The 16,353-nt window shown below is 69.8% G+C and carries 16 protein-coding genes; 12 read left to right on the forward strand and 4 right to left on the reverse strand.

Features of this window, described 5'->3' with window-relative positions; all coding sequences use genetic code 11:
• The first annotated feature begins 139 nt into the window (after window positions 1–139).
• Window positions 140–904: a hypothetical protein gene (locus tag AC0Z9V_RS13540; RefSeq protein ID WP_485141815.1), complete on the forward strand. Its 765-nt coding sequence runs from the start codon at window positions 140–142 to the stop codon at window positions 902–904.
• On the opposite strand, the gene AC0Z9V_RS13545 is transcribed toward AC0Z9V_RS13540, so the two are convergent.
• Window positions 879–1,541, reverse strand: a complete 663-nt coding sequence (locus AC0Z9V_RS13545; RefSeq protein WP_485141816.1) for an SGNH/GDSL hydrolase family protein — start codon at window positions 1,539–1,541, stop codon at window positions 879–881. The two genes, AC0Z9V_RS13540 and AC0Z9V_RS13545, sit on opposite strands and share 26 nt — an antisense overlap.
• Window positions 1,542–1,665: 124 nt before the next feature.
• Between AC0Z9V_RS13545 and AC0Z9V_RS13550 the strand changes: the two genes are divergently transcribed.
• Window positions 1,666–2,313, forward strand: a complete 648-nt coding sequence (locus AC0Z9V_RS13550) for a nucleoside/nucleotide kinase family protein (RefSeq protein ID WP_485141817.1) — start codon at window positions 1,666–1,668, stop codon at window positions 2,311–2,313.
• Here AC0Z9V_RS13550 and AC0Z9V_RS13555 read toward each other — a convergent pair.
• Both AC0Z9V_RS13555 and AC0Z9V_RS13560 read right to left on the reverse strand, forming a co-directional pair.
• Window positions 2,310–3,131 carry a ThuA domain-containing protein gene (locus AC0Z9V_RS13555; RefSeq protein ID WP_485141881.1) on the reverse strand — a complete coding sequence of 274 codons (822 nt, stop codon included), beginning with the start codon at window positions 3,129–3,131 and terminating at the stop codon, window positions 2,310–2,312. The two genes, AC0Z9V_RS13550 and AC0Z9V_RS13555, sit on opposite strands and share 4 nt — an antisense overlap.
• A 23-nt stretch (window positions 3,132–3,154) precedes the next feature.
• Window positions 3,155–4,273, reverse strand: coding sequence for a Gfo/Idh/MocA family protein (locus AC0Z9V_RS13560; RefSeq protein WP_485141818.1), 1,119 nt, complete (start codon window positions 4,271–4,273; stop codon window positions 3,155–3,157).
• Between the two features lie 222 nt (window positions 4,274–4,495).
• Here AC0Z9V_RS13560 and AC0Z9V_RS13565 point away from each other — a divergent pair, with 222 nt between their 5' ends.
• The 8 genes from AC0Z9V_RS13565 (at window position 4,496) to AC0Z9V_RS13600 (ending at window position 13,776) form a co-directional block, all read left to right on the forward strand.
• On the forward strand, window positions 4,496–5,353 hold the full coding sequence (locus AC0Z9V_RS13565; protein WP_485141819.1) for an SDR family oxidoreductase: 858 nt from the start codon (window positions 4,496–4,498) through the stop codon (window positions 5,351–5,353).
• Window positions 5,354–5,547: 194 nt separating this feature from the next.
• The gene (soxR, locus tag AC0Z9V_RS13570) at window positions 5,548–5,985 is read left to right on the forward strand and encodes a redox-sensitive transcriptional activator SoxR (protein ID WP_208739516.1); all 438 of its coding nucleotides are present in this window, start codon (window positions 5,548–5,550) and stop codon (window positions 5,983–5,985) included.
• 47 nt (window positions 5,986–6,032) lie between these two features.
• Window positions 6,033–6,554, forward strand: a complete 522-nt coding sequence (locus tag AC0Z9V_RS13575; RefSeq protein WP_485141820.1) for a flavin reductase family protein — start codon at window positions 6,033–6,035, stop codon at window positions 6,552–6,554.
• A 239-nt stretch (window positions 6,555–6,793) separates the two neighbouring features.
• A complete protein-coding gene (locus AC0Z9V_RS13580; protein WP_208741813.1) occupies window positions 6,794–8,092 on the forward strand; it encodes an ABC transporter substrate-binding protein in 1,299 nt (432 codons plus the stop codon).
• Window positions 8,093–8,198: 106 nt separating this feature from the next.
• On the forward strand, window positions 8,199–9,083 hold the full coding sequence (locus AC0Z9V_RS13585) for a carbohydrate ABC transporter permease (RefSeq protein ID WP_133080221.1): 885 nt from the start codon (window positions 8,199–8,201) through the stop codon (window positions 9,081–9,083).
• Window positions 9,084–9,086: 3 nt separating this feature from the next.
• Entirely contained in the window at window positions 9,087–9,995 is a 909-nt protein-coding gene (locus AC0Z9V_RS13590) for a carbohydrate ABC transporter permease (RefSeq protein WP_485141821.1), read from the forward strand.
• A 68-nt stretch (window positions 9,996–10,063) separates the two neighbouring features.
• Window positions 10,064–12,652, forward strand: coding sequence for a family 78 glycoside hydrolase catalytic domain (locus tag AC0Z9V_RS13595; protein WP_485141822.1), 2,589 nt, complete (start codon window positions 10,064–10,066; stop codon window positions 12,650–12,652).
• Window positions 12,653–12,783: 131 nt separating this feature from the next.
• Window positions 12,784–13,776, forward strand: coding sequence for a LacI family DNA-binding transcriptional regulator (locus AC0Z9V_RS13600; protein WP_133080218.1), 993 nt, complete (start codon window positions 12,784–12,786; stop codon window positions 13,774–13,776).
• A gap of 18 nt (window positions 13,777–13,794) precedes the next feature.
• On the opposite strand, the gene AC0Z9V_RS13605 is transcribed toward AC0Z9V_RS13600, so the two are convergent.
• Window positions 13,795–14,808: a zinc-binding dehydrogenase gene (locus AC0Z9V_RS13605; protein WP_459268776.1), complete on the reverse strand. Its 1,014-nt coding sequence runs from the start codon at window positions 14,806–14,808 to the stop codon at window positions 13,795–13,797.
• A 173-nt stretch (window positions 14,809–14,981) separates the two neighbouring features.
• On the opposite strand from AC0Z9V_RS13605, the gene AC0Z9V_RS13610 reads away from it, so the two are divergent.
• Both AC0Z9V_RS13610 and AC0Z9V_RS13615 read left to right on the forward strand, forming a co-directional pair.
• Window positions 14,982–15,425 (forward strand): GtrA family protein, encoded by a 444-nt coding sequence (locus AC0Z9V_RS13610; RefSeq protein WP_133080217.1) that lies wholly within the window; start codon window positions 14,982–14,984, stop codon window positions 15,423–15,425.
• A 94-nt stretch (window positions 15,426–15,519) separates the two neighbouring features.
• Complete coding sequence (locus AC0Z9V_RS13615; protein ID WP_485141823.1) at window positions 15,520–16,317, forward strand: hypothetical protein; 798 nt, start codon at window positions 15,520–15,522, stop codon at window positions 16,315–16,317.
• The last annotated feature ends 36 nt before the right edge of the window (window positions 16,318–16,353 follow it).

Here is a 16,353-nt window from a genome sequence, read left to right on the forward strand (position 1 = left end):
GACGGTCACTGCGGCATCACGACGCGCACACGGTTCGGACACGATCGCCCGTCCCCGGCCACGGTTCGGTTGCACCCCTGTTCCGGTACGGGCGCCGGGCTCAGGATAGAGCGATCCACCCACCTACGAAGGAGTAATCATGGGTCGCTCAGCAACTCCGGCACTACTGTCCGCAGGGGCGCTGTGCCTCGCGTTCGTCCTCTCCTCCTGCGGCACCCCCGAGGCCGGCTCCGACGCCGCAGCCCCGGACAGCCAGGAGGCGCAGCCGGCGTCCGACACCGGGTCCCCCGATCCCACACCGTCCGCCGCACCCTCCGCCTCCCCCTCCGTCGAACCGTCCGTCGAACCGACCGAGCCCGCCCTCGACGGGGACTGGACCACGTACACGACGACGGACGGGAGCCTGTCCTTCGACCACCCGGCGGACTGGACCGTCGCCGCCGTTCCGGAAGCCCCGCCCGAGGGCGTGGCGGTCGTCGTCGGCGATGCCGGTGGGCGGCAGCTCGCGACCCTGCAGACGAACCTCGTCACGGGTGCCGTGTGCCCGGCGGAACTGCCCTACGCGCTGCTCGATGCGGAGGTGCTCCCTGCCCTCGACGCGGGCTCGGGGGCGCCGCGGTTCGTGTTCGAGGGGCGCACGGATCCCGCCGTTCCCGACCCGATGGCCGCCTCCGTGCTGGCCTACGGCATCACAGCAGCGCCGGAGCCGACCGGTCCGACGGCGTGCCCGATCTCGCACTTCTTCACGTGGCCTCCGTCGGGAGCAGCGTTCGGCGGTGTCTACGACCCCTTCGAGGTGTACCCCGGGCAGCCCCAGCACGTCGACACCCCGCACGCCTACATGGAGACGGAGGAGTACCAGGACATCCGGGCCATGATCACATCGCTGCGCCCTGCCGGGTAGCCAGGCCACCCCGGGCGATGACCGCCGAATGCCGCACGCCGGGGTCGGGCAGGAGGAACGCGGAGATGGCCGCCGCGATCTTCCCGCCGCCCTGGACGGAGGGCTCGATCGGGTTGGCGTAGTCGCCGTCGTCGTCGCACACCAGCCGGAGGTCCACGACGGACACACCCCGGGCGAAGGCCGACCTCGTGATGCAGTCGTTGAAGAACGCCAGGGCCGTGCGGATCACGGCGTGGCCGGGTTCGGAGGACGGCGTGTCGTAGATCGTGCACACGGCCAGGGGCAGGCCCACCGACGCGACGGCGTCGATCATCGCCTCGTAGTCCCGTGCGAAGTCATCCTGCGCCCCGGAGAAGGCGAGCAGCGCATCCGCGACACCGCGCACGGGCCGCTGCAGCAGATGCTGGTAGCCGAGGGCGTCGTTGCCACCCACGCTGACCACCAGATGGGTGGCGTCCGGCGGTAGCGAACGCAGCTGGCGCGGGACGCCGGAGGTGACGTCGCCGTCGACCGCCAGCAGGGTGGCCCTCCAGTCCTCCGGCAGGACGGCCCGCACCTGCTCGACGACGTCGGGGCCACCATCGACGTACCGCCCGTTGTCGAAGATCGAATCCCCGAGCAGCACCACGTGTGCCATGCGGCCTCCTGATAGATCGGTTGCTTCATCGTCGTCCTCGGGCCTCCGGTGCCACCACTGCGCGCGTCGGTGGCATCGAAGGGCAAGATGGAGTAGGCAGGTTCGTCAGGAAGGCAGGGCAGGCATGGGATCGACGGTCGTCGTCACCGGACCGCAGGACCTCGTGCCGCTCCTGCCCCGCCGGCAGGACGGCGGGCGCGTGCTGCTGGGGATCGCCGGCCCGCCCGGAGCGGGCAAATCGACGGTCGCGACGGCGCTCGCGGCCCTCGATCCGGCACGCTCGGCGCAGGTGCCCATGGACGGGTTCCATCTCGCCGATCAGGAACTGTCGCGCCTCGGGTTGCTGGACCGGAAAGGTGCTCCGGAGACCTTCGACGCCCACGGCTACGCGGCGCTGCTGGCGAGGCTGCGTGCCCACCCGGGTCATGCGGTCTACGCACCGTCCTTCGAACGCGATCTCGAGCAGCCACTGGCCAACGCCCTGCCCGTCGCACCCTCCGCGTCGCTCGTGATCACGGAGGGCAACTACCTGCTGCTCGACGAGCCCGGCTGGCGCGAGGCACGGGACCTCCTGGACGCGGTCTGGTTCGTCGGCGTCGACCCGGACGTCCGCCGTCGCCGGCTCGTCGAACGCCACGTCCGGTTCGGCAAATCACCCCGTGCCGCCGAGGAGTGGGTGCGGCACGTGGACGAGCCGAACGCGGTCCTCGTCGACGCCTCCGGACCGCGTGCGGACCGGGTCCTCGACTGCTCGGACTGGCGGCTCCCCTAGTCCGCCCCTCGTCCGCCCCTCGTCCGCCCCTCGTCCGCCAGGAACCAGTCGCGCGCCGGGTTCTCCACGCCCGGAGGGGTGCGGTGCACGCCCTGCTGCGCCACCCAGTCGACGCCGTTGGCGAGCACCCGCTGGATCTGCGGATGGTGGTAGACGGGGTACTCCTGGTCGCCGGGGCTGAAATAGAAGATCCGGCCCTTGCCCCGCGAGAACGTGACGCCCGAGCGGAACACCTCACCGCCCTCGAAGGAGCTGATGAAGATCAGGTCGTCGGGTTCGGGGATGTCGAAGAGCTCCCCGTACATCTCCTGCTCCGGGATGACGATGGGGCTGTCGACGCCGGCGGCGATGGGATGCGAGGGCTTGACCGTCCACACCAGCTCGCGTTCGCCGTCGTTGCGCCACATGAGCGAGCAGGTGGTGCCGAGCAGGCGCGTGAGGATCTTCGAGAAGTGTCCCGAGTGCAGCACCACCAGTCCCATGCCGCCCAGCACGTGGCGGTGCACCCGCTCGACGACGTCGTCGGACACGTCGCCGTGGGCGATGTGCCCCCACCACAGCAGCACGTCGGTGCCCGCGAGGCGCTCCTCGGTGAGGCCGTGGTCGGTATCGGCGAGGGTCGCCGTCGTGATGTCCGAACCCGGGAAGTAGCGGGCGAGGGAGTCGGCGATCGCTCCGTGGATGCCCCGGGGATACATCTCGCCGATGGTCACGGGTTCGTTCCGGGCCTCGTGGACGCCCTCGTTCCAGACGACGATCGTCGGTTTGCCGTCGAAGGTCACGTCGGGCGCCGTGCCGTTCGCCGTACCGTTCGCCATGTCGTTCGCCGTGTCGTTCGCCATCAGAGCTGGACCTCCCGGTGCTGGGCTGCGGAGACGTAGCAGGCGTCGATGACCCGGGCGCGGCTGAGGGCCAGGGAGCCGTCGTGCCGGCCCCACTCGGACTCACCCGCGCGGATCGCGGCGAGGAAATCGTCGATCACGCCCTGATGGCCCAGCGACGGTCCGACGTCCGGTACGTAGTCGCCGCGCTCGGAATAGACGTGGAGGGACTCGACGGCGTCCTCCGGTCCCCCGACCCGGCTCAGCTCGGCGCCTCCGTCGGTCCCGTAGAGCCGGAAGTCCAGGAGGTCGTCCGCATGGCGGTAGGCCGCCCAGCCGGCCTCGACGAGGAGCGTCGCGCCGCCGTCGAGCCGGAGGAAGGCCGAGGCGAAGTCCTCCACCTCGAAGGCCGATCCCGCTCCCTGCGCGCCGTAGGTCCCGCCGCCCCGGCCCTGCGGCCCGAGCTCCGAGTAGGTCGAGGCCGAGACGGAGAGGACCGCCGGTTCGCCCAGCAGGTGCAGTGCGTAGTCGAGCACATGGACGCCGATGTCCGCGAGCGGCCCCCCGCCCGCCATCTCCCGGTTGGTGAACCAGCTGCCGAGCGAGGGGATGCCGGAGCGGCGCAGCCACGACGCCTTGGCGTAGTAGGGCCGGCCGAGCTCGCCGTCGTCGATGATGCGCTTGAGCGCCGTGATGTCACCGCGGCGGCGGTGGTTGAAGGCGACGTCGAGCACGCGCCCGGCCTTTCGCGCGGCGTCGACCATCAGCTGGCCCTCGTCGCCGTTGCGGGCGATCGGCTTCTCGCTCAGGACATGGAGTCCGCGGTCCAGGGCGGCGACGGTGATCGGCGCGTGGAGGAACGTGGGCACGGCGACGCTCACGGCGTCGAGCCCGTCGAGGGCGAGCAGGTCCTCCCACCGGGCGACGGCGTGCGGGATCCCGTACTCGTCCGCCAGTTCGGCGAGGAGATCCGGCTCCATGCCGGCCAGGCCGAGGATCTCGACGTCCTCGCTGTTCGCGTAGGCCCGGAGGTGCTGGCGTCCGGCCCAGCCGATGCCCACCACGCCGACCCTCAGGCGGGGCCGGCCGGTCGTCGTGGGCGCGTCGCCCGCCTTCTCGTGGCTCGCGTGCTCGTCCAAGGATGCGATCCTTCGCTGTCGGGTCCGGCGGCTGCGGTACGAGCCCCTCCAGCAGTCCTACCGCCTCGCCGAGGCTCCTGTCCACGTGCTTCCGGATCCGGTCCGCCAGGAGCACGAAACCTGCAGTGGGGTAACCCGGCGCAGCGCGCCCGGGAAGTCTTTGCCCATCCGCCTCGTTACCGCCTGTAGACGCACCGAAAAGGTGCACGAACAGGAGGACACATGACCATCGTCATCACCGGAGCCACGGGACACCTGGGCCGCCGAGTCGTCGAGCAGCTGCTGGCACGCGGGGTGGACCCGTCCACCGTCGTCGCGGGCGGCCGCAACGAGGCAGCCCTGGCCGAGCTCGCCACGCACGGCGTCCGCACGGTGCGCGTGGACTACGCCGACCCGTCGACGCTCGACGCCGCCTTCGCGGGCGCGGACAAGATCCTCCTCATCTCCGGCAACGAGGTGGGCCGGCGCTCCGTGCAGCACAAGGCCGTGATCGACGCCGCCCGCAAGGTGGATGCCGAACTGGTCTACACGAGCGCACCGAAGGCCTCGACGTCGGACCTCGTCCTGGCGCCCGAACACAAGGCCACCGAGGGGCTGCTCGAGGGCTCCGGGCTGACCTACACCGTGCTGCGCAACAACTGGTACACCGAGAACTACGACGACACGATCCGCCAGGCCGCCTCGACCGGGACCATCCTCACGAGCGCCGGGAGCGGCAGGATCGCCAGCGCGACGCGGGGGGACTACGCGGAGGCGGCCGCCGTCGTGCTGCTGTCCGATCAGTACACCGGTGAGATCCTCGAACTCGGCGGTGACGAGCCCTGGAACGCCGACGAACTCGCTGCCACCGTCTCGGAGCTCGCCGGCACTCCCGTCACCGTGAACAACGTGTCCACCGACGAGCACGTCGCCGCCCTCACGGGCCTGGGGGTCGACGAGGGCTCGGCCGGCTTCGCCGCGGCACTCGACGCGAACATCGCCGCCGGGCTGCTCGCCGACAGCGACGGCACCCTGTCGCGCATCATCGGCCGCCCGACCACGCCGCTGAAGCAGTACGTCGGGGAGCTGCTGGGCGCGTAGCGCGTCGACCGCCGCCGCGGCGTCGTGCCGAGTTTCGTAGCGCCTCGATTGCTGTCGCTGCGGCGTCGTGCACGGCTTTTGGGGGCGAAGTGCGTGTCGCGGGGCGACACGCCGCCGGATCCACTCATCGCGGTCCGAACGCCGTGCACGACGCCGCGCAGTAACGTCTCCGCCCGAGCAGGAAGGAAGGTTCCGTGCCCGATCAGGACCTCTCCGTAGGACAACTGGCTGCGCGCAGCGGCATGAGCGTCTCCGCCCTGCACTTCTACGAACGCCAGGGCCTCATCCACAGCCGCCGGACCTCGGGCAACCAGCGCCGGTACGACCGCTCCGTCCTCCGCCGGGTCGCCGTCATCGCGGCAGCCCACCGTGCCGGGATCCCGCTCTCCACCGTGGCGACGGCGTTCGCGGAACTGCCCAGGGACGGGGTGCCGGACCAGGCGGACTGGCAGCGGCTGTCCGCCGCATGGCAGCAGGAGATCGACAAGCGCATCGCCCAGCTCGAGCACCTCCGGGACAGGCTCGGAGGCTGTATCGGCTGCGGTTGCCTCTCGCTCGCGACCTGCGGATTCGTCAATCCGGACGACGCGGCCGGCTCGAAGGGCATCCGCTCGACCCTCCTCGACCCCTGAACCGCGGATTTGACCTCAACCATTGTTGAGGTCCTAGCGTGAAAGGCATGACAGCCCCCACCGGTCACGCCCTCCCCACCGCCGAGCTCTTCAAGGACGCGTTCCGGGCCCACCCTGCGGGCATCGCCGTCCTCACAGCGCAGGGCCCCGAGGGCCCGGTCGGCCTGACGGCATCCTCGGTGTCGTCCGTCTCGGCGGAACCGCCCGTGCTCGCCTTCTCGGTCTCGACGGCGTCGTCGTCGGCCGCAGCCCTGGTCCAGGCGGACACCCTCGTGGTGCACCTGCTCGGCGCCGACCAACTCGGCATCGCCCGCCTCTTCGCGGCCCGGGGCGCCGACCGCTTCGGCGGAGCCGTGGACTGGCATCCCCTCCCCTCGGGCGAGCCGCTCCTGACCGACGCGCCGTGGGCCCTGCGCTGCCGCATCCTGCACCGGCTATCGGTGGGCGGCTCCATGATCCTGGCCGCCGAGGTCCTGTCCATCGAACAGGGCGCGGACGACGACGTCGCGCCGCTCGTCTACCACAACCGGTCCTACCATCGCCTGGACGAGCGGTCGCTGCTGGGCTGAGGCCACGGCAACTCTGCCATGATCCACGCGAGGGCCGCCCGTCGACCCTGAACGAGCGGGCCCCTGCCGCGGCCTGGCAGGCGTTCAACGGCGTCGACGAGGCACTCGAGGGCGTGGCCTGCCGGAGGAACGAAACTTTCGACTGTGACAGTTGACACACCTGCCTGGCAGCCCTACTCTCGATAATTGAAACGCTTCAAAACGGGGCGCACACTTTCAAGGAGGAAAACGTGGCCACCATGCGGAGGAAGAACCGGATGCTGCTCCTGGGCGTAGGACTCAGCACTGCATCGCTCCTGCTGACCGCCTGCGGAGCAGGCAGCTCGGGCGACGGCGGAGGCAGTGAAGCAGGGGCGGGAGAATTCTCCTTCCTCACCAATGTCGAGAACACCACCATCCCCACCGAGCTGGAAACCCTCGCCGGCGACCAGTGCAAGACCGCCGCGGACGCGATGCCCCTCAAGGTCGACACGGTGCCCCAGACCAACCTGGACCAGCAGCTCCAGCTGCTGGCAGGGCAGGACGCCCTCCCCCTCCAGTACGCGGCCGGCAACGCTCCCGCACTGACCAAGGAGCTGGCGGCCTCCGGCAACGTCCTCGACCTGGAAGCGACCCTGACCGACCTCGGCGTGCTCGACCAGGTGGAGCCCGCAGCGATCGACACGATCAAGGCCCTGTACGGCGGCTTCAACGTCCTGCCCTACCAGTACAACGTCGAGGGCATCTGGTACAACAAGCAGCTCTTCGCGGACAACGGGATCGAGGTGCCGCAGACCTGGGACGACTTCGTCGCGGCCGCCGACACCCTCGACACCTCCGGCGTCACGCCCCTCTCCGCGTCGGGCGAGCAGGGGTGGCCGCTCACCCGCCTCATCAGCGGCTACCTGTTCAGCGACCTCGGCAAGGACGCCCTGCAGAAGGTCGCCGACGGCGAGGCGAAGCTCACCGACCCCGAGTACGTCGAGGCCGCAGCAGCCGTCGCCGACCTCGGGCAGAAGGGCTACTTCGGTGAGGGCGTCGGATCGATCGACTACGACACCGCGATCAACCAGTTCCTCAACGGTGAGGCTGGCATGCTCTACATGGGCAGCTGGGTCCTCGCGAACTTCAACGACGAGGCAGCCAACCAGATCGGCCTCGACAACATCGGCTTCATGCCGTTCCCCCGGGTCGAAGGGGGCGCCGGTATCGAGAACCAGTACGCGGCCAACGTGGGCCTGCCCATGGCCATTTCCGAGAAGGCCTACAACGAGCAGGCCGGTGAGTGGCTGAAGTGCATCACCGAGAACTACGGCAGCTCGGCTCTCGCGAACCAGGGTTCCATCTCGGGCTTCAAGGTGAACGAGGAGGTCGACGTCGACCCGCTCACCCAGACGGTGCAGCAGACCATCTCGGACACGAGCGAGAGCGTCCTCTGGTTCGAGGCCCTCTTCGGCACCCAGGCGACGACGGCGAGCCAGACCAACGCCGCGCCGCTGGTGACCGGGAGCATGAGCCCCGAGCAGTTCATGGACACGGTCCAGTCCGCCCTCAAGTAGGGCCGCCGCGTGGGGGAGGGGGCCCACCCCTCCCCCACGCTTCTACCACCGCTCTCTCGCGGGCCGCAGCAAGGAGCGGTCGGCAGACGTAGACCAAAGGACCACCATGCAGTCAGTACTGGGCGACAAGAAAGCCCTCGTCATCCTCCTGGGCCCAGCGCTGCTGGTGTACTCCCTGGTGATGCTCGTCCCCATCTTCTGGTCGATGGGCTACACCTTCTTCAGCGGCAATGCGATCTCGGGATTCACCTTCGCCGGTACGGACAACCTCACGCGGCTGTTCACCGATCCCGAGGTCCGCACGGCACTCTCCTTCACGGTCCGCTACGCCGTCGTGATCACCGTGGGGCAGATCGTCATGGGCTACCTGCTCTCGCTGATGTACGTGTTCATCCTGAAGAAGTCCTCGAACATCATCCGTACGCTCGTATTCTTCCCCGTGGTCCTGCCGACCGTCGCCGTGGCCCTGCTGTTCCAGAAGATGTTCGAGATCGCCCCGCAGAACGGGCTCGTGAACAGCCTGCTCAACGGTGTGGGCATCGAATCGGTGGACTGGTTCGGCAACGCGTCGAGCGCCTTCTGGGTCATCGTCCTCATGGACATCTGGCGGTCCATGGGCTTCTACGCCGTGCTGCTGTACGCGGGCCTCGTGGACATCCCGGAGGACATGCTCGAGTCGGCGCGGCTCGACGGCGCCACCGGCTGGCGGCTCATCAGGAGCATCGTGCTCCCGCTGTCCATGCCCGTCCTGCTGTCCTCGATCATCTTCAGCATCAACGGCACCCTCAAGGTCTTCGACTCCATCGTGGCGCTGACCAACGGCGGCCCCGGGTCCTCGACCACCCCGCTGACGCTGTACATGTTCCGCACCTCCTTCGCCTTCGGCGACTACGGGTACGGCAGCTCGATCGCCCTGCTGCTGACGCTGCTGTGCCTCATCGTGACCATCTTCATCTTCCGGTCCTCGCGCCGCGACCTCACCAAGGACTGAGCCATGAGCACCCAGGTACCCGCCCGCAAGGCCCCGCTCGAGGCGATGCAGCGCCAGGAGCCGCATCGCTCGCGCTCCCGCGCCGGCAAACGCCTCGCAAAGGTTCCCGTCCACCTGCTGATCGCCCTGCTACTCGTCGTCGAGCTCTATCCGCTGCTGTGGCTGGTGCTCGGCTCGTTCAAGACGCAGCAGGAGTTCCTCAACGATCCGGTCTGGTCCCTGCCCGGGTCGCTGAACTTCGACAATTACATAGAGGCCTGGACCACCGGCAACATCGCAGTCTTCGTGGCGAACTCGCTCATGGCCACGCTGCCGTCGCTGGCGCTGATCATCGTGCTCGGCGTGGCCGCCGGCTTCGCCTTGGAGGTCATGGTGTGGAAGGGGCGCAACGGCGTCCTGCTGATCTTCCTGACGGGCATCATGGTGCCGGGCCAGATGATCCTGCTCCCCCTCTTCTCGGCGTACTTCAATGCGGGCCTGACCGGGACGCTGTGGCCCCTCATCATCACCTACACCGCCACCGGCCTTCCGCTCACGGTGTTCATGATGGCCACCTACTTCCGCGCCGTGCCTCGCGAGGTGTTCGAGGCCTCGACCCTGGACGGCGCGAGCATCATCCGGTCCTTTCTCTCGATCGGGTTCCCGATGGTCCGCAACGCGGTCTTCACCGTGGCGCTCGTGCAGTTCTTCTTCATCTGGAACGACCTGCTGATCGCCCTGACCTTCGCGAACAACAGCGACCTCAGCACCATCCAGGTCGGCCTGCTCAACTTCACCGGGCAGTTCGGAGCAGTGCAGTACGGTCCGCTGTTCGCCGCTATCTGCATCAACGTCTTCGGCACCCTGGCCATCTATCTCTTCCTCAACCAGCGCGTCATGAAGGGCCTGGCCGCCGGCTCCGTCAAGGGCTGACCCCTTCCCCCCCCCGCTGTGCAGCACCCGCTTTCGCCACCCCGGTGGCCACCACCAAAGGATCTCCCATGCCAACCACCGTCAGCCCTGTCTCCTTCGAGCACCACCGGGAGCCCCTCGGGATCGGCGAGCGGCGGCCCCGACTGAGCTGGAAGACACGGGCGGAGCCCGGCTGGGTGCAGCAGCGGTACGAGATCGAGGTCGTCCGCGGCACCGACACGTGGTCGTCCGTGGTCGTCACGTCCCCCGAGTCGGTCCTGGTGCCCTGGCCTGCAGGCGACCTCCCGTCACGGACGGCCGTCACGGTGCGCGTCCGGGTGTGGGGGGCCGACGACGTCGAACCGAGCGCGTGGAGCCCCGCCGCCACCGCCGAGACCGGCCTGCTCGACCCGACGGACTGGACAGCGCGCGCCGTGGCACCGAAATGGGACGAGGACCCGGAGGCGCTGCGCCGCCCTCCCCTCCTCCGCCGCGGTTTCTCCCTCGAGAAGCCCGTCCGCGAGGCACGCCTGTATGTCACCGCCCACGGGCTCTACGAGGTGGAGATCAACGGGCAGCGGATCGGCAACGAGGCACTCGCGCCGGGCTGGACGGTGTACGGCCGGCGCCTGCGCTACGCCACCTATGACGTGAGCGACGCACTGGTGCCCGGCAGCAACGCGATCGGCGCATGGCTCGCCGACGGTTGGTACCGCGGACGCCTCGGCTTCCATGGCGGCTACCCGAACCTGTACGGGAGTGACATCGCACTGCTGGCCCAGTTGCACATCACGCACGACGACGGTTCCACCACGGTGCTCGGAACGGACGAGACGTGGCGTGCGGGGTTCGGACCGATCCTCAGCACCGGGCTGTACGAGGGTGAGCACTATGACGCGCGCGAGATGCCGGCTGACTGGTCCGCTCCCGGGTTCGACGACGCAGCATGGACGCCCGTGCGGGTCATGCCGCGGGATCCCGCGACCCTGGTGGCACCCGACGGTCCACCCGTCCGCTGCACGGAGGAACTCCCGCCGGTCGCGGTGACCACCTCCCCGTCGGGCAAGACCCTTGTCGACTTCGGGCAGAACCTCGTGGGCCGGCTCCGGCTCCGCCTGTCGGGCCTCGCGCGCGGACAGGAGATCCGCCTGCGCCATGCGGAGGTCCTGGAGGACGGCGAACTGGGCACGCGACCGCTGCGCGGCGCGGCGGCGACCGACGCCTACATCGCGGCCGGCGACGACGACGCCGAGTGGGAACCACGCTTCACCATCCACGGCTTCCGGTACGCCGAACTCACGGGCTGGACGGGTGAGGACCCGATGACCGCCATCACCGCCCGCGTCTACCACACGGACATGGAGCGCACGGGCTGGTTCGAGACTTCGCACGACGGCGTCAACCGCCTGCACGAGAACGTCCGCTGGAGCATGCGCGGCAATTTCGTGGACATCCCCACCGACTGCCCGCAGCGCGACGAGCGGCTGGGCTGGACGGGCGACCTGCAGGTCTTCGCCCCGACCGCCACGTTCCTCTACGACTGCTCCGGCATGCTCGGCTCGTGGCTCAAGGACGTCGCCGCCGAACAGCTCGAGGACGGGACGGTGCCGTGGTACGTGCCCGTGATCCCCGGCGGCGAGGAGTGGACGCCCATCCAGCCCGGTGCGGTCTGGGGGGACGTCGCCGTCCTGACCCCCTGGAAGCTGTACGAGCGCTTCGGCGACACCGGCGTCCTGGCCACCCAGTACACCAGCGCCAAGGCCTGGGTGGACCTGATGGCCGCTCGTGCGGGGGACTCGTATCTCTGGAACACCGGCATGCAGCTCGGGGACTGGCTCGATCCCGCTGCGCCGCCCCATGATCCGGCCGACGCCACGACCGACCGCTACCTCGTCTCGACCGCGTACTTCGCCTGGTCGACCCAGCACCTGGCCGAGATCGCCAGCGTTCTGGGCCATACCGCCGACGAGCTCCAGTACCGTGAGCTCGCACGGAAGGTGCGTGACGCCTTCGCCTGCGAGTTCATCTCCCCGTCCGGCCGTGTCGTCAGCGACGCGCAGACGGCGTATGCACTCGTCCTGGCCTTCGGGCTCGCTCCCACCGAGGAGCAGCGGCGCCGCGGCGGCGAGCGGCTGGCGGAACTCGTGGGCCACGCGGGGAACCGGATCGCCACCGGGTTCGCCGGGACCCCGCTCGTCACCGACGCCCTCACGAGTGTCGACGACGTCGAAACCGCCTATGCCCTGCTGCTGGAGGAGGAATGCCCGTCCTGGTTGTATGCCGTGGGGCAGGGCGCGACCACCATCTGGGAACGGTGGGACAGCATGCTGCCCGACGGTTCCATCAATCCCGGCAACATGACCTCGTTCAACCACTACGCGCTCGGCGCCGTGGCCGACTGGATGCACCGCGTGGTCGCCGGTCTCGCGCCGGCCGCCCCGGGGTATCGCAGCATCCTGTTCCGGCCGCGCCCGGGAGGCGGGCTGACCTCTGCGAGCGCCCGGCACGAGACCCCCTACGGCTCGGCGTCGATCACCTGGACGCTCGAGGCAGGCAACCTGTCGGTGGAGGTAACGGTGCCCACCGGCTCCACCGGTGTCGTCGACCTCCCGGGCCGGGCCCCCGTATCCGTCGGGTCCGGTACGCACACGTTCGTCCAGCTGGCTGCGGCGCGCTAGGGGTCGCCTACCATAGGGATACCCTGCCCGAATCGCCATCCCGTTCCGGGATGGTCCCCCGTGCGAACTCCGATCGAGGTGCCGTGCCAGCCGTCCAGCCAGCGAGCGATGACTTGTCCGCTGCCCCCAGCATGAACGACGTCGCACGCCTCGCCGGGGTCTCGCTCGGCACCGTCTCGCACGTGCTGAACAAGCCGGAGATCGTGTCGGCGAAGACCATCGCCCGTGTCACGGCCGCCATCGACGAACTCGGGTTCGTCCGCAACGATGCCGCGCGGTCGCTCGCTGCGGGGAGGAGCAACACGGTGGGGCTCATCCTGACCGATGTGGGCAACTCCCTGTTCGTGGATATCGCCCGGGGTGCCGAGCGGGCGGCCAGTTCGGCGGGGCGCTCCCTGCTCCTGGCGAACAGCGACGTGACGTTCGAGAAGCAGGAGTCCTACCTCGACATCTTCGACGAGGCCCGTGTCGCCGGCATCATCCTCGCACCGCTCGACGCTGGTCTCGACGGCGTGGATCGCGTGCGGAGGCACGGCCGCAACATCGTGCTCGTGAACTACGCGGGGGACCGCACCGACTGCTGCAGCGTGGTGGTCGACGAGGAGCACGGCGGATACCTCGCCGCCACGCACCTCATGGACCTGGGGCGCACCCGCCTACTCTTCGCGGGCGGGCCGAGCGACCTCCACGCCGTGAACGCCCGCCGCGAGGGTGCACAGCGCGCCGTGCGGGAACGCGGGAACGGAGTAACCCTCCAGGTGATCCCGAGCCGCAACCTCAAGAGCGCCAGCGGCCGTTCGATCGGGCGGCAGCTCCTGGAGGACGGCGCCATTCCCGACGGCATCCTCGCTCCGGCCGACCAGCTGGCGGCCGGACTCATCCACGAACTCACGGACGCCGGGGTCACCGTACCGTCCGATGTCGCCGTCATCGGCTACGACAACAACCAGTTCGCATCCGAGGCCGCCATCCCCATGTCCACGGTGAGCCAGCCGGGCCACGAGATGGGCGAGGAGGCCCTGCGGCTACTCATCGACGAGATCGACAATCCCCGCACCCATGAACACCGCCGCATCACCCTCGAGCCCTCGCTCATCGTGCGCAGGAGCACCGTCGCGCACTAGCGCGCAGATGCGGTCGGCTCAGGGCACCAGCACCAGGCGGATCGGGTTCCCCTCCTTGCGCTCGAGGCGCGCGACGGCGGCTGCGGCATCACGCAGCGGAAGGGTGTCACTGATGGACCGGGCGAAGTCGAGGCGCCCGAGCTCGGTGAGCGCCACGAGCTGCGGTACGTGGTGGGCCTCCGACCCGTAGTGGCCGCGGACCTGCTTGCGCGTGTAGGAGAAGGCGGTGCTGTCGGAGACGGTGATCGGGTTGCCGCTCAGTCCCACCAGCACGAGCCGGCCCTGCAGTCCCAGGCTGGCGAGGGCCTGGGCGCGCACGGCGTCCACGCCTGCGAAGTCGAAGGCGACGTCAAGACCGCGCCCGGCGGTCGCGGCGGCCATGGCGGCCGAGAAGTCGTCGGCGCGCGGATCGAGCGCCACATCGGCGCCGAAGGCGAGCGCCCGCTCGCGTGCCTCGGGCAGCGGGTCGACGGCGATGATCGGGGCGGCACCCACCATGCGCAGCAACTGCACGCCGTGGGCACCGAGCCCGCCGACACCCCACACCCCCACGGCCTCCGCGGCACGGACCTTGCCGGTGGACACGATCGAGGCCCAGGGCGTCGAGACGGCATCGGGGATGATCGAGGCCTGCTCGTAGGAGAAGTCCGCGCTCAACGGCACCAGCACTCCGGCGGGCACCACCACGTATTCGGCCCAGCCGCCGTCGTAGTCGACGCCCATGGTGAGGGTGACGCCCTTGTACTCGTACCCCGCCTGCAGCACCACGCGGTCACCCTCGGCCCAGCCCTCGACCCCGTCGCCCGGCAGGTCGACGCTGCCGGCGACCTCGTGCCCCAGGGTGACCTCGTCGCCCTGCAGGTGCAGCGGTTTGAGCAGTCCCTCGATGAGGTGGACGTCGGACAGGCACACACCGGCAGCCTGCACCCGGATCCGGACGAACCCCGGCCCGGGGACGGGTACCGGCACCTCCCTGACCTCGAAGGTCCCGGTGCTGACGTTGAGCCTTCCGGCGAGCATGGTCTCGTTCATGGGTCCTCCGTGATGGGTGATGGGGCGCTTTCATGCTAGCCAGCGTGGGCGAGGGGCCCCGGGGTGGAGGAACGCCTTGACCCGCCGCTGTGCGCCATGTCTCTCCACCGATCGCCAGTTGCTTAGGCAACCTAAGAGTAGAATGGACTGCTGTCGAGGAAAGGACACAGACCGTGCGCGAAGCCCTGCAGAGGCTCGGATCCTTCGCCGCCGTGGGAACGGTGGCCTTCCTCGTCGACATCTCGGTGTTCAACATCCTCGCCCTCGGCTTCGGCGTCGGGCCCATCACCTCGAAGGTCGTCTCGGTGGCGCTGGCCACCGGCGTCTCGTGGCTCGGGAGCCACTATGTGACCTTCCGCGCGTTCGCGGGACGGCCGAAGCGCGAGGAGGCGATCCTCTTCGCCCTCACCAACCTCGTCGGGCTCGGCATAGCCGCCGCCTGCCTCGTCGTGTCCCACTACCTCCTCGGGCTGACGAGCCCCCTGGCGAACAACATCTCGGCGAACGTCGTCGGGGTCCTCCTCGGCAACGTCTTCCGCTACGTGGCCTACCGGTTCTTCGTCTTCCGCCCCGCACTGCCGGCCGCGACCGCGACGCTCTGCGCCGCGGGTTCCTGAACGATCCCGTCGAACCCTGGCAAGCGATGAACGGCACGCCGACCGGGATGGGCACGGCTCGCGCCCCGGCGTAGGGTAGAAACTGACAGTCAGCATGCTTCGGAAGGCCCTGCCCTTCCCGCCGTCGTTCCCCCACCTCCTGAAAGACTCCGCCATCCGCGCCCCCACCGCACTCACAGCCCTGGCCCTCGGCGGCGGACTCCTGCTCGCCGCGGCCGGACCGGCTCCCGCGCAGTCCGCGATGCCGATGACCCTGCCCGCAGCGCAGGTGGACCCGCTGGTCCCGGCCACTCCGGGTCCGGAGGAGGCCATCGCACCGCCGACGGTCGTACCCGGACAACCGGTGGTGACGGACCCGGCTCCGCCGCCGGCCGATCCGGGCACACTCCCCGGAACGGAACCCGCGGGGGAGCCCACGCCGACGGTCGATCCTCCGGCCGCAGAACCCGCGCCGTCCGAGTCTCCCGTCGCCCCGCCCGAGCCGGAGCCGACGGTGGCGAGCACCGAGCCCGAGCCGGGTGCGACCCCTGCTTCGCCGTCCCCGCGCGCGTCGGCGTCGGGCAGCAGTACGGCACCGCCGGAATCGTCCACGGAGTCGTCGCCCGCACCGGTCGTGGTCCCCGGCGACAACGCCGGCGGAGTCGGCGGGATGGAAGCGCCCGCACTGTCGCCGACGCGGATCGATCCGGTCACCGGCCCTGTCGTGACGGGACCGGACGTCTCCTCGGGCCGGCCGCAGACCGAGGACGCGGTGGCCGAAGCGGAGGCCCGGACCGGGGACGCACTGTCTGCACGTTATGTGGCAGCAGGCATCCTGAGCCTGGTGGCGGTCGCCCTGGCCCTGGGGATCGCCGTCGTCTCGCAACCGCGCCGGAAGCGGCACACGCACTAGGAACATGCAGAAGGAGCCGGGAGGATCTCCCGGCTC

It is taken from the genome of Arthrobacter sp. UYP4 (genome assembly GCF_057291175.1).

Coding starts and splice junctions, on each gene's coding strand:
- AC0Z9V_RS13540 (WP_485141815.1), top strand. CDS start 140: ATGGGTCGCTCAGCAACTCCGGCACTACTGTCCGCAGGGGCGCTGTGC.
- AC0Z9V_RS13545 (WP_485141816.1), bottom strand. CDS start 1,541: ATGGCACACGTGGTGCTGCTCGGGGATTCGATCTTCGACAACGGGCGG.
- AC0Z9V_RS13550 (WP_485141817.1), top strand. CDS start 1,666: ATGGGATCGACGGTCGTCGTCACCGGACCGCAGGACCTCGTGCCGCTC.
- AC0Z9V_RS13555 (WP_485141881.1), bottom strand. CDS start 3,131: ATGGCGAACGGTACGGCGAACGGCACGGCGCCCGACGTGACCTTCGAC.
- AC0Z9V_RS13565 (WP_485141819.1), top strand. CDS start 4,496: ATGACCATCGTCATCACCGGAGCCACGGGACACCTGGGCCGCCGAGTC.
- AC0Z9V_RS13575 (WP_485141820.1), top strand. CDS start 6,033: ATGACAGCCCCCACCGGTCACGCCCTCCCCACCGCCGAGCTCTTCAAG.
- AC0Z9V_RS13580 (WP_208741813.1), top strand. CDS start 6,794: ATGCGGAGGAAGAACCGGATGCTGCTCCTGGGCGTAGGACTCAGCACT.
- AC0Z9V_RS13585 (WP_133080221.1), top strand. CDS start 8,199: ATGCAGTCAGTACTGGGCGACAAGAAAGCCCTCGTCATCCTCCTGGGC.
- AC0Z9V_RS13590 (WP_485141821.1), top strand. CDS start 9,087: ATGAGCACCCAGGTACCCGCCCGCAAGGCCCCGCTCGAGGCGATGCAG.
- AC0Z9V_RS13595 (WP_485141822.1), top strand. CDS start 10,064: ATGCCAACCACCGTCAGCCCTGTCTCCTTCGAGCACCACCGGGAGCCC.
- AC0Z9V_RS13600 (WP_133080218.1), top strand. CDS start 12,784: ATGAACGACGTCGCACGCCTCGCCGGGGTCTCGCTCGGCACCGTCTCG.
- AC0Z9V_RS13605 (WP_459268776.1), bottom strand. CDS start 14,808: ATGAACGAGACCATGCTCGCCGGAAGGCTCAACGTCAGCACCGGGACC.
- AC0Z9V_RS13615 (WP_485141823.1), top strand. CDS start 15,520: ATGCTTCGGAAGGCCCTGCCCTTCCCGCCGTCGTTCCCCCACCTCCTG.